Annotated in this window: 11 protein-coding genes; 1 reads left to right on the top strand and 10 read right to left on the bottom strand. The window is 69.1% G+C overall.

Annotated features, from left to right (window positions below; genetic code table 11):
- The first annotated feature begins 20 nt into the window (after window positions 1–20).
- Complete coding sequence (locus tag ACGF5O_RS15605) at window positions 21–392, top strand: NTP pyrophosphohydrolase (protein ID WP_393810407.1); 372 nt, start codon at window positions 21–23, stop codon at window positions 390–392.
- Window positions 393–485: 93 nt separating this feature from the next.
- Here the strand turns inward: ACGF5O_RS15605 and ACGF5O_RS15600 are convergent, their stop codons facing one another.
- The 10 genes from ACGF5O_RS15600 to ngcE form a co-directional block, all read right to left on the bottom strand.
- The gene (locus tag ACGF5O_RS15600; protein ID WP_393810406.1) at window positions 486–1,937 is read right to left on the bottom strand and encodes an ArnT family glycosyltransferase; all 1,452 of its coding nucleotides are present in this window, start codon (window positions 1,935–1,937) and stop codon (window positions 486–488) included.
- A 71-nt stretch (window positions 1,938–2,008) separates the two neighbouring features.
- A complete protein-coding gene (locus ACGF5O_RS15595; protein ID WP_393810405.1) occupies window positions 2,009–3,505 on the bottom strand; it encodes an amino acid permease in 1,497 nt (498 codons plus the stop codon).
- Between the two features lie 214 nt (window positions 3,506–3,719).
- Window positions 3,720–5,636: a 1-deoxy-D-xylulose-5-phosphate synthase gene (gene dxs / locus ACGF5O_RS15590; RefSeq protein WP_393810404.1), complete on the bottom strand. Its 1,917-nt coding sequence runs from the start codon at window positions 5,634–5,636 to the stop codon at window positions 3,720–3,722.
- 262 nt (window positions 5,637–5,898) lie between these two features.
- The gene (locus ACGF5O_RS15585) at window positions 5,899–7,251 is read right to left on the bottom strand and encodes a sugar ABC transporter permease (RefSeq protein WP_393810403.1); all 1,353 of its coding nucleotides are present in this window, start codon (window positions 7,249–7,251) and stop codon (window positions 5,899–5,901) included.
- Window positions 7,248–8,039, bottom strand: coding sequence for an ATP-binding cassette domain-containing protein (locus ACGF5O_RS15580; protein WP_393810402.1), 792 nt, complete (start codon window positions 8,037–8,039; stop codon window positions 7,248–7,250). Before ACGF5O_RS15580 ends, ACGF5O_RS15585 begins: the two co-directional genes overlap by 4 nt.
- 325 nt (window positions 8,040–8,364) lie before the next feature.
- A complete protein-coding gene (locus ACGF5O_RS15575; RefSeq protein WP_393810401.1) occupies window positions 8,365–9,456 on the bottom strand; it encodes a sugar ABC transporter substrate-binding protein in 1,092 nt (363 codons plus the stop codon).
- Between the two features lie 134 nt (window positions 9,457–9,590).
- A complete protein-coding gene (locus ACGF5O_RS15570; RefSeq protein WP_293993554.1) occupies window positions 9,591–10,790 on the bottom strand; it encodes an ROK family transcriptional regulator in 1,200 nt (399 codons plus the stop codon).
- A gap of 293 nt (window positions 10,791–11,083) precedes the next feature.
- Entirely contained in the window at window positions 11,084–11,983 is a 900-nt protein-coding gene (locus ACGF5O_RS15565; RefSeq protein ID WP_393810400.1) for a carbohydrate ABC transporter permease, read from the bottom strand.
- Between the two features lie 4 nt (window positions 11,984–11,987).
- Window positions 11,988–12,914, bottom strand: a complete 927-nt coding sequence (locus tag ACGF5O_RS15560; protein WP_393810399.1) for a carbohydrate ABC transporter permease — start codon at window positions 12,912–12,914, stop codon at window positions 11,988–11,990.
- Window positions 12,915–12,944: 30 nt separating this feature from the next.
- Entirely contained in the window at window positions 12,945–14,396 is a 1,452-nt protein-coding gene (ngcE, locus tag ACGF5O_RS15555; protein ID WP_393810398.1) for an N-acetylglucosamine/diacetylchitobiose ABC transporter substrate-binding protein, read from the bottom strand.
- Between the last annotated feature and the right edge of the window lie 62 nt (window positions 14,397–14,458).

The following is a 14,458-nucleotide window of genomic DNA, read 5'->3' as shown; positions in this document are numbered from 1 at the left end:
TGGCGTGCGAGGCTTGGGGCATGGAAGACGAAGCTCCCCTGCTGGTGATCGTCGACGGCGCGAACGTCGTCGGGTCGCGGCCGGACGGCTGGTGGCGGGACCGCAAGGGAGCCGCGGAGCGGCTGCGCGACCGGCTGGCCGAGCGGGGGCTGCCCGGCCGGCCGACGCCGGTGGAGCTGGTGCTCGTCGTCGAGGGCGCGGCCCGCGGGGTGGCGTCGGTGCCGGGGGTACGGGTGGAGTCGGCGCCCGGCAGCGGCGACGACCGGATCGTGGAGCTGGCCGCCGAGGACCGCGGCCGGCCCCGGCTCGTCGTCACGGCCGACCGTGAACTGCGGGGCCGGGTCACGGAGTTGGGCGCCGAGGTGATCGGGCCGAGCGCTCTGCTGCATTGAGCCGCGGGTTGCGCGGTTCGTTCACCGCGGGCCGGTGGGGGCTGGTCGCGCCCGCGCGGCGGTAGCCGCACATGCAATACGGCCCCGCGCCCCTTACGGGGCGCTCGGCGCCCTTATGTACAGCACCGCCCCGTCCACCTCGCCCACCTGCTCGTAGTCGGCCGCGAGGAGTCTGCGCAGGCTCGGGACGCGGTCGGGGCCGTACGGCTTGCCGCGGGAGTCGTCGATCACCAGGGCCGGGGCCCGGTCGGCGAGTTCGGCGCGGAAGACCGGCCAGGTGCCCGCGACGGCGTACTTCTCGCCGACCTGCGGGCCGTCCCGGCCACCGCTGAAGTTGGTGAGGAGACCGGCGGTGAGGTAGCGGGTGGCGGGGGCGCGGTCGGCGAGCCAGTACGTCTCCGGGTGTATGCCCCAGACCAGGACCCGGTCGCCGGGCGCGGTACGGCGGTCGAGGGTGAGCGCCAGCCGCTGCGCGTGCGCGAGTTCGGGGCGGGGGGCCAGCACGCCCCAGGCCAGGAAGAGGGTGCAGGCGCAGGCCGAGGCGAGGACTGCGGCCGAGGTCCGTTCCCACGGCAGGATCTGCAGCGCGGCCGTGGCCAACAGCGCGAGGGGCGGGGTGAGTTGCAGGAAGTAGTGGCCGAAGAAGTGGAAGCCGAGGGTGACCGCCGCCGCCGACGCGGCCAGCCACAGCCACAGGTCGGGGGCGCCGGTGCGGGCGATGCGCAGGGCTCGCACGATGGGCGGGAGCAGGCCGGCCGAGGCCGCGCCGAGGATCGCGGTGTTGGTCAACGCCCTTACCAGGACGTGGAGTTCGGAACCGGTGAAGGAGGCGTAGGCGCCGGACCCGGTGACCGTCCAGAAGGCGAAGCCGGCCGGGTCGGTGGCCAGGGCCGCGCCCAGCACCGGCAGGGCGGCGCCGACCGCCAGCCGGAGCAGGCCGGCGCGCGGGCCGCCGTACCGGTTGAGGAGGTAGAGCACCGGCAGCAGGACCGCCCCGCCGGTCTGCTTGGTGAGGAAGGCGCAGGCGACGGCGGCGCCGGCCGCTCCCCAGCGGCGGCGGTCGGCACACCACATCGCGGCGGCCGTGCAGGGCAGCATGAACACCTCGAAGGTGGCCGCCTGCGCGTCCTCGGGGTTGAGCCCGACCGAGACCAGCAGGTACAGCGCCCCGGCGGTACGGCCCGCGCGGTCGCCCCAGCGCCGCCGGGCGATCGACGCGAGCAGCGCGGCGGTGGCCAGCTGGGCCAGTACGGCGAGGATCCGGACCGGGGTGAGCGACCCGGACCCGAAGACCGCGAACGTCCCCTCGTACAGCCACGGCAGCAGCGGCGGCTTGCGGTCCACGACCGTCTCGTACAGCTGCCCGCCGCCCGCCAGTATGCGGGCCTGTACGGCGAGATAGCCCTCGTCCGGGTTCCACAGCGGCCGGAGGAAGGAGGGCACCCTGGTCACGCAGGCCAGCACGGCGAGCAGCGGCAGCAGCCGCGTCCAGTACCCCTTCCCTGCGACTACGGACCGTGGTGGGGCGAGGGGCGCGAGAAGCATGGAGGCACGCTATCCGGCCCCGCAGTCCCACCCGGACGGGACATACGGGGCCGGAGCGGCGAGCCTGCCGGTCACGGAGCGTCGGCGGGGGCCCGTTCGGCCTGGGCGAGGCGGCTGTGGGTGCGGCCGTAGAGGAAGTAGACGACGAAGCCGATGACCATCCAGATGGCGAACCGCAGCCAGGTCTCGGCAGGCAGGTTGAGCATCAGCCACAGCGAGGCCAGCACGGACACGACCGGCAGTACCGGCACCCAGGGGGTGCGGAAGGACCGCTCCAGGTCCGGCCGGGTGTTGCGCAGGATGACGACGCTGATCGCGACGACGATGAAGGCGAAGAGCGTGCCGATGTTCACGAGTTCGGCGAGTTCGCTGAGACTGGTGAAGCCGGCGACGATCGCGATGACGACGCCGAGCAGGATGGTCGGCCGGTACGGGGTGCGGAACCTCGGGTGGGTGTGCGAGAAGAAGCGGGGCAGCAGGCCGTCCCGGCTCATCGCGAAGAACACCCGGGACTGGCCGAGCAGCAGGATCATGCACACGGTGGTCAGGCCGACGGCGGCGCCGAAGCTGATCAGGCCGGCGAACCAGGGGTGTCCGGTGGCCTTGAAGGCGTCCGCGAGCGGAGCGTCCACGGACAGCTCGCTGTACTTCTGCATGCCGGTCACCACGATGGCCACGGCGACGTACAGCAGGGTGCAGATGATCAGGGAGCCCATGATGCCGCGCGGTACGTCCCGCTGGGGGTTGCGGGTCTCCTCGGCGGCGGTGGCGACGACGTCGAAGCCGATGAAGGCGAAGAAGACGACGGAGGCGGCGGTGAAGATGCCCATCACGCCGAAGTTGGAGGGGGCCCAGCCGAACATCAGCTGGATCAGCGGCGCCTTGAGGTTGCCGCCGGCCGGCACGGCCTCCTTCGGCGGGACGAAGGGGCTGTAGTTGCCGCTGTGGATGAAGAAGGCGCCCGCGATGATGACGACCAGGACGACGGCCACCTTGATGGCGACGACGACCGAGGTGACCCGCGCGGAGAGCTTCATGCCGACGACGAGGATCGCGGTGAGGACGAGGACCAGGGCGGCGGCGAGGATGTCGAAGCCGAAGCCGTGGGCGCCGTCCCGGCTGCTGAGGTACGCGGGCAGGTGCCAGCCGGCGTTGTCGAGCAGCGAGTGGATGTACCCCGACCAGCCGACGGCGACCACCGCCGTGCCCAGCGCCAGCTCCAGCACCAGGTCCCAGCCGATGATCCACGCGGGGAACTCGCCGAGCGAGGCGTACGAGAAGGTGTACGCCGAACCGGCGACCGGGACGGTGGAGGCGAACTCGGCGTAGCAGAGTGCGGCGAGGCCGCAGACGATGCCGGCGACGACGAAGGAGAGCGCGACGGCGGGGCCGGCCGTGTTCTTGGCGGCGGTGCCGGTCAGGACGAAGATGCCGGTGCCGATGATGACACCCACGCCGAAGACCGTGAGGTCCAGGGCCGACAGCGACTTCTTGAGCGCGTGCTCCGGTTCCTCGGTGTCCTTGATGGACTGCTCGACGTTCTTGGTCCTGAAGAGGGTGCTGCTCACGTGCCTACCTCCCACGTTTGTCGTCCTCGACATGATCGAGAGGGCCGGGGGTGCGTATGCCCCGGCAAGGGCAGGTTCACGCAGATGGGTCGGTCTCGCCACCGGAGGGGTGGGAGAGACCGACCCATTGGGGTGGTTTGTGTTTCGTCGGGGACTGCCGACCGGCGGGGGCTGGTCGCGCAGTTCCCCGCGCCCCTTTCAGGGGCGCTTCAGCTCAGTCTCTTGCAGGCTCGACCGAGCTGACATCCGCGGGCTGACCGTCCAGCTTCGCCACCAGGCCGGTGACCTGGCGGGCGATGTCGGGGGCGGTCAGGCCGATCTCCGCCATGACCTCGGCCCTCGACGCGTGGTCGAGGAAGCGGGGTGGGATGCCGAAGTCGCGGAGGGGGACGTCGACGCCCGCGTCGCGCAGGGACTGGGCGACGGTGGAGCCGACGCCGCCGACGCGGCTGTTGTCCTCGACGGTGACGACCACGCGGTGGCGTTCGGCCAGCGGGGCCATCGCCTCGTCGACCGGCTTGACCCAGCGCGGGTCGACCACGGTGGTGGAGATGCCCTGCTTGTCGAGCAGGCCGGCGATCTCCAGGCACATCGGGGCCAGCGCGCCCACCGACACGAGGAGCACGTCGGGGGTGTCGGTGCCCGGCTCGCGCAGGACGTCCATGCCGCCGACCCGGCCGACGGCGGCCACGGCGGGGCCGACCGCGCCCTTGGAGAAGCGGACGACCGTCGGGGCGTCGTCGACCTGGACGGCCTCGCGGAGCTGGGCGCGGACCTGGTCGGCGTCGCGCGGGGCGGCGAGCCTGAGGCCGGGGACGACCTGGAGGATCGACATGTCCCACATGCCGTTGTGGGAGGCGCCGTCGGTGCCGGTGACGCCGGCCCGGTCCAGGACGAAGGTGACCCCGCACCTGTGCAGGGCCACGTCCATCAGCACCTGGTCGAAGGCGCGGTTGAGGAAGGTGGCGTACACGGCGAAGACGGGGTGCAGGCCGGCGGTGGCGAGACCCGCCGCGGAGACGGCGCCGTGCTGCTCGGCGATGCCGACGTCGTAGATGCGGTCCGGGAAGGTGTCCGCGAACTTCTTCAGGCCGACCGGCTGGAGCATGGCCGCGGTGATGGCGACGATGTCCTCGCGCTCCCTGCCGAGCTCGACCATCTCGTCGCCGAAGACGGAGGTCCAGTCGGCGCCGGAGGCCTTGACCGGCAGGCCGGTGTCGGGGTGGATGGGGCCGATGCCGTGGAAGCGGTCGGCCTCGTCCTGGAGGGCGGGCTGGTAGCCGCGGCCCTTCTCGGTGAGGCAGTGCACGATGACCGGGCCGCCGAACCGTTTGGCCCGGGCCAGGGCCGACTCCAGGGCCTCCATGTCGTGGCCGTCGATCGGGCCGACGTACTTCAGGCCCAGGTCCTCGAACATGCCCTGCGGGGCGATGAAGTCCTTCAGCCCCTTCTTGGCGCCGTGCAGGGTGTCGTAGAGCGGCCTGCCGACGACCGGCGTGCGCTCAAGGAGATCCTTGCCGCGGGCCAGGAACCGCTCGTACCCGTCGGTGGTGCGCAGGGTCGCCAGGTGGTTGGCGAGGCCGCCGATGGTCGGGGCGTAGGAGCGCTCGTTGTCGTTGACGACGATGACGAGCGGGCGGTCCTTGGCGTCGGCGATGTTGTTCAGCGCCTCCCAGGCCATGCCGCCGGTGAGGGCGCCGTCACCGATCACGGCGACGACGTGGGCGTCGCGTTCGAGCAGCTGGTTGCCCTTGGCGATGCCGTCGGCCCAGCCGAGCACGGTGGAGGCGTGGCTGTTCTCGATGACGTCGTGCTCGGACTCGGCCTGCGAGGGGTAGCCGGACAGGCCGCCCTTCTGCTTCAGCTTCGAGAAGTCCTGGCGGCCGGTGAGCAGCTTGTGCACGTAGGACTGGTGGCCGGTGTCCCAGAGCACCTTGTCCTTCGGGGAGTCGAAGACGCGGTGCAGGGCGATGGTGAGCTCGACCACGCCCAGGTTGGGACCGAGGTGTCCGCCGGTCTTGGAGACCGCCTCGACGAGGAAGCTCCGGATCTCCTCTGCCAGCTGGACCAGCTCCTCGGGGCTGAGCCGGTCCAGATCGCGCGGTCCCCTGATACGGGTCAGCAGCGGCACCCGTGCCTCCTTGCAGTAGAGCTGATCGAGCTGTTGCCGGGCTCGTCGAGTCTAATGTTCCGCTCGGGCGGAACGACTCCGGCCCTTGGGTCATGGGTCACGCGATCGGCTGTACCCATCATGAGCCCCACCTATGACACGACTGTGCCCGGCACTGTCCAGTGCCGGGCACAGTCGGAAACTCAGGGGCGCGGGGAACTGCGCGACCAGCCACGACGGCGGGTCAGCGGCCGACGCACCGCACCCACTACGGCGCTCGGCGTCAGCCGCGCCCCGCGGCCTTCTGGCTCTTGCGGGAGACCGAGTCGATGACGACCGCACCCAGCAGAACACCACCGGTGATCATGTACTGGATCGAGGTGTTCATGTTCAGCAGGTCGAGACCGGTCTGGATGGACTGGATGACCAGCATGCCCAGCAGCGCGGACCAGACGGTACCCCGGCCACCGAACAGCGACGTACCACCGATGACGGCCGCCGCGATGGCGAGCATCAGCGTGTTGCCGCCACCGGCGTTGAGCGTGGCGCTCGCGGTCTGGCCGGCGAAGAACATGCCGCCGATGGCCGCGAAGCCGCCGGAGATCGCGAACACGGTGATCCGGACCATCGGCACGCTGATACCCGCACGGCGGGCCGCCTCGATGCCGCCGCCGACCGCGAAGACCTTGCGGCCGTACGTCGTGCGGCGCAGCACGAAGTCGACGACGACCAGCGACGCGAGGAAGATCACCAGCGCGTTGGAGACACCGGACGCGTTGTTCAGCACGGCCGCCGCGACGAAGGACGCGATGGCGAGCAGGGCGACGCGGATCAGGATCTCGCTGGTGGGCCGGAACGGCACGCCCGCCGCACGGCGCCGGCGCTGCTCGTTGAACTGGCCCAGGGCCGAGAGGACGACACCGAGGCCGGCCAGCAGGTAGGCGCCGATGATGGCCTGGTCCATGAAGAAGGAGGACTGGCCGAGGAGCTTCACCGGGCCGCTGTCGGCCGGGATGTTGATCGTGCCGCTGGAGCCCAGCAGCCACAGCATCAGACCGTTCCAGCCGAGGAAGCCGGCCAGGGTGACCACGAACGCGGGTACGCCGATCTTGGCGAAGAACCAGCCGTGCAGGGCGCCGATGCCGATGCCCGTGATGATCGTGAGGACCAGGGCCAGCCACTGGTTCATGCCGTGGTTGACCGCCAGGACGGCGAACACCGTGGAGGCCAGACCGCTCACCGAGCCGACGGACAGGTCGATCTCGCCGAGCAGCAGCACGAACACCAGGCCGATGGCGAGCATGCCGGTGGCCGCGAGGAAGTAGCTGATGTTGGAGAGGTTGTCCGCGCTGAGGAACAGGCTGTTCTTCACCTGGAAGATCGTCCAGATGATGATCAGGCCGACCACCACCGGCAGCGAGCCCAGCTCGCCGCCCTTCACCCGGCGCTTGAACTCCGTGAGGTAGCCCTTGAAGCCCTCCTCACGGACCAGCAGCCGCGGGTCGACGACGGTGACCGGCGCGGCCGTGGGGTCGTCGGCCGGAGCGACCGTGGTCGGGGCCTCGGCGGCCGCCTCGGTCTTGTCGAGCTGGGGCGACTCGTCGCCCTGCACGGTCTTGTTCGACGTCTCGCTCACTTTGCCGCCTCCGTGGTGCGTCGCTCGGAACGACGGGTCACGGCGTTGTCCGTGGCACCCGTGATCGCGGCGATGATCTCTTCCTGGCTGGTGCTCTTCACGGGGAAGAAACCGTTGTTCTTGCCCAGACGCAGCACGGCGACGGTGTCCGCGACCGCCTTGACGTCCGCCATGTTGTGGCTGATGAGGATGACGGCGAGGTTGCGCTCGCGCAGCCGCTCGACCAGGTCGAGGACCTGCGCGGTCTGCTCGACACCGAGGGCGGCGGTGGGCTCGTCGAGGATGACGACCTTGGGGTCGCCGATCAGGGCGCGGGCGATGGCCACGACCTGACGCTGACCGCCGGAGAGGCTGGCGATCGGGATGCGCACGCTCGGGATCCGGATGGAGAGCGTGCTCAGCAGCTCGCGGGCCTGCTTCTCCATCGTCACCTCGTCGATGACGCCGCGGTGCAGCAGCTCACGGCCGAGGAAGAGGTTCCCCACCACGTCGAGGTTGTCGCAGAGCGCGAGGTCCTGGTAGACCGTCGCGACACCCAGTCCCTGGGCGTCGTGCGGCTTGTTGATGCTGACGGAGTTGCCCTCCCACTCGATGACGCCCTCATCGATGGGGTGCACACCCGCGATCGTCTTGACCAGGGTCGACTTTCCTGCGCCGTTGTCGCCCACCAGGGCGACCACTTCTCCGGCGTGAACCTCCAGTTCGACATCGGTGAGGGCCTGGACCGCACCGAATCGCTTGGAGACTCCGCGCAACGCCAGCACGGGCGTAGCGGACACGTGAACCATCTCCTTCGCCGCCTGACCGGCGGGGATGCCGCGCTTGGTGATCAGGCGCGGAGGGTCGTGCGGTACCTCGGACTGTTGTCGGGGTACGCACGCGGTTTACAAGATGAACATGCGCGAATCCGCTGCGCTTGGCAACGGGTCCGTCCGACGCCCGCTCCGGCAGCGGGGTATGAAGGCCGGAGCGGGCGTCGGAGGGGTCTCGCGAGACCGCCGGACGGCCGGGGCACCTTGCGGAAGGGCCTGCGCGTCGGGCGGCCGGGGCCCGGGTGTCGTACTGCGACCACCCGGGCGCTGGCGACCGGAGCCTCGCGGCTCCGGGGCGGGGCTACTGGAGGCCGGCGGCCTTGCAGGCCTTGGCGAACTCGCTGGTGCAGATGTCGGAGACGGTGTACAGACCGTCCTTGATCACCGTGTCCTTGATGTTGGCCTTGGTGACCGACACCGGGGTCAGCAGCTGCGAGGGCACCTTGTCGCCGGAGCCGCTGGTCTGCGTGCCGGTGGCGAGCGAGTCGATGCTCTTGCCCTGCAGCAGGTCCACGGCGATCGTGGCGGCGGCGTCGGCCTCCGGCTTGAACGCCTTGTAGACGGTGGAGGACTGGGTGCCGGCGACGATGCGCTGGATGCCCGCGAGCTCCGCGTCCTGACCGGTCAGCGGGATGCCGCTGATGCCGGCGCCCTTGAGGGTGGTGGCGATACCACCGGCCATGCCGTCGTTGGCGGAGTAGACGCCCGCGATGTTCTTGGCGCCGAGCTGCGTGATGGCCGCCTTCACCTTCTGCGCGGCGACGGTGTCCTTCCACAGGCCGGACTGCTCGTAGGCGATGTCGACCTTGCCGTCCAGGGCCTTGTGGGCACCCGACTTGAACTGCGCGGCGTTCGGGTCGGCGTCGTCACCGTTGATCATGACGACCTTCGACTTGGTGGTCGCCTTGGAGCCGAGGGCGTCGAGCAGGGCCTGGCCCTGGAGCTCGCCGACCTTGACGTTGTCGAAGGAGACGTAGGCCGAGACCTTGCCCTGGGCCAGGCGGTCGTACGCGACGACCTTGACACCCTTGGCCACGGCGGCGTCGATGGAGGACTTGATGGCCGCGGAGTCCTGGGCGGAGATCACGATGACCTTGACGCCCTTGGTGACCATGGTGCTGACCTGCTGGGCCTGCTTGGCGGCGTCACCGGCAGCGTTCGCGTAGTCGACCGTGCAGTCGGCACACAGCTTCTTGACCTGGGCCTCGAAGTACGGGTGGTCGAACTTCTCGTAGCGCGCGGTCACGCTGTCGGGGAGCAGCAGGCCGATGGTCTTGCCACCGGAGGAGCTGCTGCTGCTCGAGTCGCTCTTCTTGTCGTCGCCGGCCTTGCCACAGGCGGCGACGGACAGCGCCATGGAAACCGCGGCGGTGCCGATCACGACTCTACGCATCGTTGCGTTCATTTGGGGGTGCCTCCCTGACAGGGCCGCAACGCTGCGGCCGAGGTGGCTCGAAGTCAACTCGGCCGCAAGTTCGACGTCAAGAAGTAAATACTTAACGAGATGGCAACGGCGCCATGCGTTCTCTAAGTGAAGACAGGTGCAACAGCCGGAACAGAGCCGTCCAGAAGGGTCGAATCGCCCATCTCGCTGAGCGCGAGAGCGAGCGCCCCGAGCACCTCGGCGCGGCCGCCGAGGGCCCCTGGAAGCACCGAGAGCTGGCGCGCGGCGCTGGGGATCGCGTAGCGCCCCACAGACTCCCTGATGGGCCCCAGGACCAGCTCTCCGGCCTCGGCCAGGTCGCCGCCGAGGACCACCCGGCTCGGGTTCAGCAGGTTACAGAGATTGGCCACTCCACTGCCGATGTGACGGCCGACGTCGCCGATCACACGACGGCAGCCCGGGTCGCCGTCCCGGGCCAGCCGTACGACGCCTTCCATGGTCAGGTCGGGGCCGTGGCCGGGCTGGAGCAGCGGCAGCACGTAGCGGGCCGCCGCGAAGGTCTCCAGGCAGCCGCGGTTGCCGCAGCGGCAGACCGGGCCGGACTCGTCGAGTGTAATATGTCCTATTTCACCGGCCGTGCCGCCCGGGCCCCGGTAGATCTTCCCGTTGATCACCAGACCGGCGCCTACACCGCTCGCGACCTTGATGTACGCGAGATCGCGGACGCCCTTGCCGCTGCCCCAGACCAGTTCGCCGAGGGCGCCGAGGTTGGCGTCGTTGTCGACGTGCACGGGGACGCCGAGGCGGAGCCGGAGCTCCTCGGCGGGTCTCGCCCCGATCCAGCCGGGCAGGATGGCGCTGGAGCCGAGGGTGCCGGACTCGACGTCGATCGGGCCGGGGACGCCGACGCCCACGCCGGCGATCTTCGAGCGGTCCACGCCGGTCGCCGCGATCAGGCGGTTGACCAGCTCTTCCGCCCGGTCGAAGCCCTGGCTGGACGACGCGTCCACGTCGAGGGGCTCGGACTCCTCGGCCAGCACCTGGTGGGCGAGGTTCCCGATCGCGACGCGCAGGTGGGTGTGGCCGAAGTCGACACCGATCACGATGCCTGCGTCACCGCTCAGACTCACGCTGCGGGCCCTGCGGCCGCCGGCCGACGTGGGCGTGACCTCGACGGTTCCGCCGTCCTTGAGCTCGCGCACGATGTTGGAGACCGTTGCGGCCGAGAGGCCGGTCGTGCGCGCGATCTCCGCCTGCGTGAGCGATCCGGCCAGGCGTACGGCCCGTACGACACGTTCCAGATTGGCTCGGTGCAGCGACGACTGCGACCCCGGAGTCTCCATCGACCCATCCACTCCCGCCATCGGAGGCGGCCACGGTGCCGCCAACGTGACCCAGATCACCTCACTGAGACCGGGCCACTTACAAGTTATGAACTCCAAGCTCTGCTGAACGGGTTACCGCCGTCAAGTCCTTGACAGAAATCGTTGGCGGTTCGGGGGTCGCCTGAGGGACACGCGATGGACATGTCTAGGCCACTGGTCTGGGGGGTGCCGACGGGGGCCGCGGCCGGGTGCGGGTGCGTCGTGGCTGGTCGCGCAGTTCCCCGCGCCCCTTTGGGGACGCAAACGCTTCGTTACTTCAAAGCGCCGGCCGTCAGGCCCGCCACCACCTGGCGCTGGAAGATGATGTAGGCCGCCAGGACCGGGAGCATCGCCATCACCAGGCCGGCGAAGAGACCGGACCAGTCGCCCTTGTAGCCCTGGCTGACGGCGAGCTGGACGAGGCCCTGGGTGAGGACGTGCTTGTCGGGGTCGGTGTTGAGGACCGTGGGGAGCATGTACTGGTTCCACTGGCCGAGGAAGTTGAAGATCCCCACGCTGATCAGGCCGGGCTTCGCCATCGGCAGCATGATCTGGAAGAACGTGCGGGTGTGCGAGGCACCGTCGACGAAGGCCGCCTCGGCCACGGACGTGGGCAGCGTGCGGAAGAACGCCGTGAGGAAGAAGACCGTGAACGGCAGCGAGTACGCGATGTAGACCAGGATCAGGCCGTGGATCGTGTTCAGCAGGCCCAGGTTGTTGACGACGTAGAACAGCGGGACCAGCGCGAGCATGATCGGGAAGCTCATGCCGCCGATGAAGAGGTAGTAGATGAAGCGGTTGCCCGGGAAGTCGAAGCGGGCCAGGACGTAGGCGGCCATCGAGCCGAGGACCAGGGTGCCGATGAGCGAACCGCCGACCACCAGGACGGTGTTCAGGAAGTAGTCGCTCATGTTCGCGTCGGTCCAGGCCCGCGCCCAGTTCTCGAAGTGCAGCCGGTCGGGGAGCGCCCAGGGCGAGGTGAAGATGGACCGGTCGTCCTTGAAGGACGTCATCACCGCCCACAGCAGCGGCGTGACCACCATGACCGCCCAGAGGACCAGGATGCCGTGGGAGAAGACGTTGAGGACCCCGCCCTCGCGCTTCTGCCGGGGCGGCTTCGGCGCGGGGACGTCGATCTTCGTGACGGTGGTGTCGGTCTCGGTCGTCGTCATCGCTTCAGTACTCCAGCCGCTCGCGACGGCCCAGCCGCATCACGACCGCCGCGAAGGCGAGCGTGACGACGAGCAGGGCGACGCCGATGGTGGTGGCGTAGGCGGCCTGACCGTCCCGGAACGCCTTCTGGTACACGTACAGGACCATCACGGTCGTCGAGTAGTCCGGGCCGCCCGGTCCTGTCGTCATGATCTGTACGACTGCGAACGACTCGGCGCCGAGCGCGAGGATGCCCATGTAGACCCAGCCGGACTGCACGGTGTCCCACAGCAGCGGCAGGGTGATGCGGAAGAAGGTGGTGGCGCGGCCGGCGCCGTCGAGCAGGGCGGCCTCGTAGAGGTCCATGGGGATGGACGCCATGCCCGCCGAGAAGAGGACCACGAAGAAGCCGACCGTGGACCAGACCAGGACGGCCATCACGCACCACAGGGCGAGGCTCGGGTCGCCGAGCCAGAGTGGCTGGATATTGTCCAGACCGATTCCGCGGAGCAGTGAGTTGATGGCGCCGCTGTCGGGGTTGTAGGCGAAGGCGAACAGCAGCGAGACGATCGCGATCGACAGCACCTGCGGGAAGAAATAGACGATCTTGTAGAAGGAGGAGCCCCGGACCCCGGAGACGACCGGGCCGCCCCTCCTCCTCCGGCCGCCCACGTTGATCATGAAGGCGAAGAACAGCGCCAGGCTGATCGTCACCAGCGGCAGCACGACCGCGAACATCAAGCTGTGCTGCAAGGACTTCCAGAAGACGTCGTCGTGCAGCATCCTCCGGTAATTGTCCAGGCCCACCATCTTGAATTCGGGGCTCAGGCCGGTCCAGTCCGTGAACGAGTAGTAGATGGACTGGATGAACGGCCACACCACGAAGAGCGCGTACAGTCCGAGGGGCAACGCCAGAAACCCCACGATGAACCGGTACTTGCCGTGCTGCATCGCCACTCCGGTGCCGAGAGGGTTTTCTGGTTACTGGTGCTTGTAGTGCTTGATCGTGGTGTCCTTGGCGGCCTCGTCGGCGAAGCCCTGGATCTTCTTGACGGCCTCCGCCGGGGTGAGCCGGCCGGCCATCATCTCGCCGAGACCGGCGACTCCGATCTTCTCCTTCTGGAGCTGCACGTACCAGTCCTGGAGCCGCGGATTGACCACGTTCGACCCGGCCAGCTTGAGCGCCGCCACGCCGGAGCTGAGGCCCGGGGTGAGGGTGATGCCCTCGGTGCCGCCGTTGTACGCGGTCAGCGACTTCACCTTCGCCGTGAAGTTCTTCGACGACGCCTCGCTGAGCATGATGCGCAGCTGCTCCATGCCGCCCTGGGCGTTCGCGGCCTTGGCCGGGACGATGAAGGGCTCGCCGCCGGAGGCCCAGATGGTGCCGAACGGCATCTTGTCGTTCTTGTCGATGCCGGTGGGCGCGGAGACGGCGAGGTTGAAGTCGGAGGGGATGACGTTCGCCGACTCGTTCTCCACCCAGGAGCCGTTCGGGATGAACAGGGCCTTGCCCTGCGCCCAGGCGGTCTGCGACTGGATGTGGTCGAGGCCGGGGGTGCCCTTGAGGATGTAGCCCTTCTTGTAGAGCTCGTAGTAGGCCTCGAAACACGCCTTGACGGCCGGGTGCTTCCAGGCGTTCGGCTCCAGGTTGTCGATCGCGTTCAGGACCTCGACGCCGCCGACCTTGCCGATCATCGGGTAGAGCGAGAAGGGGATGTAGTAGGGGTACTTGCCGGCGTAGGTCCAGCCGGCCATGCCCTTCTTCTTCGCCTTCTCGCAGACGGCGATCATCTGGTCCCAGGTCTGCGGGTACTCCGCGTCGAGCGAGTCCAGGGCCTTCTGCGAGTACCAGACGCCGTAGACCGTGTAGGCGTAGTACATGATCCAGACCGGGTCGCCGTCGAACTGGCCCATCTCGACGATGCCGGGGCGCAGCGTGTCACGGACCTTCTTGTTCGGGTCGTCGTACGACGGGGCGTCGAGCAGCGGGGTGAGGTCGGCCAGCTGGTTCTTGCCGACGAGCACACCCATGTCCATCTGCTCGGCGCCGGAGTTGTCGATGAGGTCCGGCGGGGTGCCCTGGTTGAAGCGGGGCTGGAGCGTGGACTGGATCTTCTGGGTGGCGGAGAACTTGACCTTGGCCTTCGGGAAGTTCTTCTCGTAGATCTTGACCGCGTCCTCGGCGTACTCCTTGCCGAAACCGCCGTCGAAGAGGACGAATTCCATCTGCGCGGTGTCGTTGACGCCCAGCGGGTTCTTGGCCGTCTTCTTGCCGGCCTTGTCCTTGGACTGGCCGCCGCCACCGCTGCTGGCGCAGGCGGAGAGGAATCCGACGGTGGGGACGGAAATCAGGCCGAGTGCGGCCGAACGCCTGATCAGATCGCGACGGCCGACACCCTCGGAACCGGGGTTCGCTGCGGAGGTGGATCCCATGCTCAAGTCCTCGCCCTCTCCAGGACTCAGGCGGTGAACCGGATCCTCCCCGGCACCGCGGT

This window comes from Streptomyces sp. NPDC048291, assembly GCF_043201715.1.
GTDB lineage: Bacteria > Actinomycetota > Actinomycetes > Streptomycetales > Streptomycetaceae > Streptomyces.
This window is presented reverse-complemented; position numbering and strand designations above follow the sequence as displayed.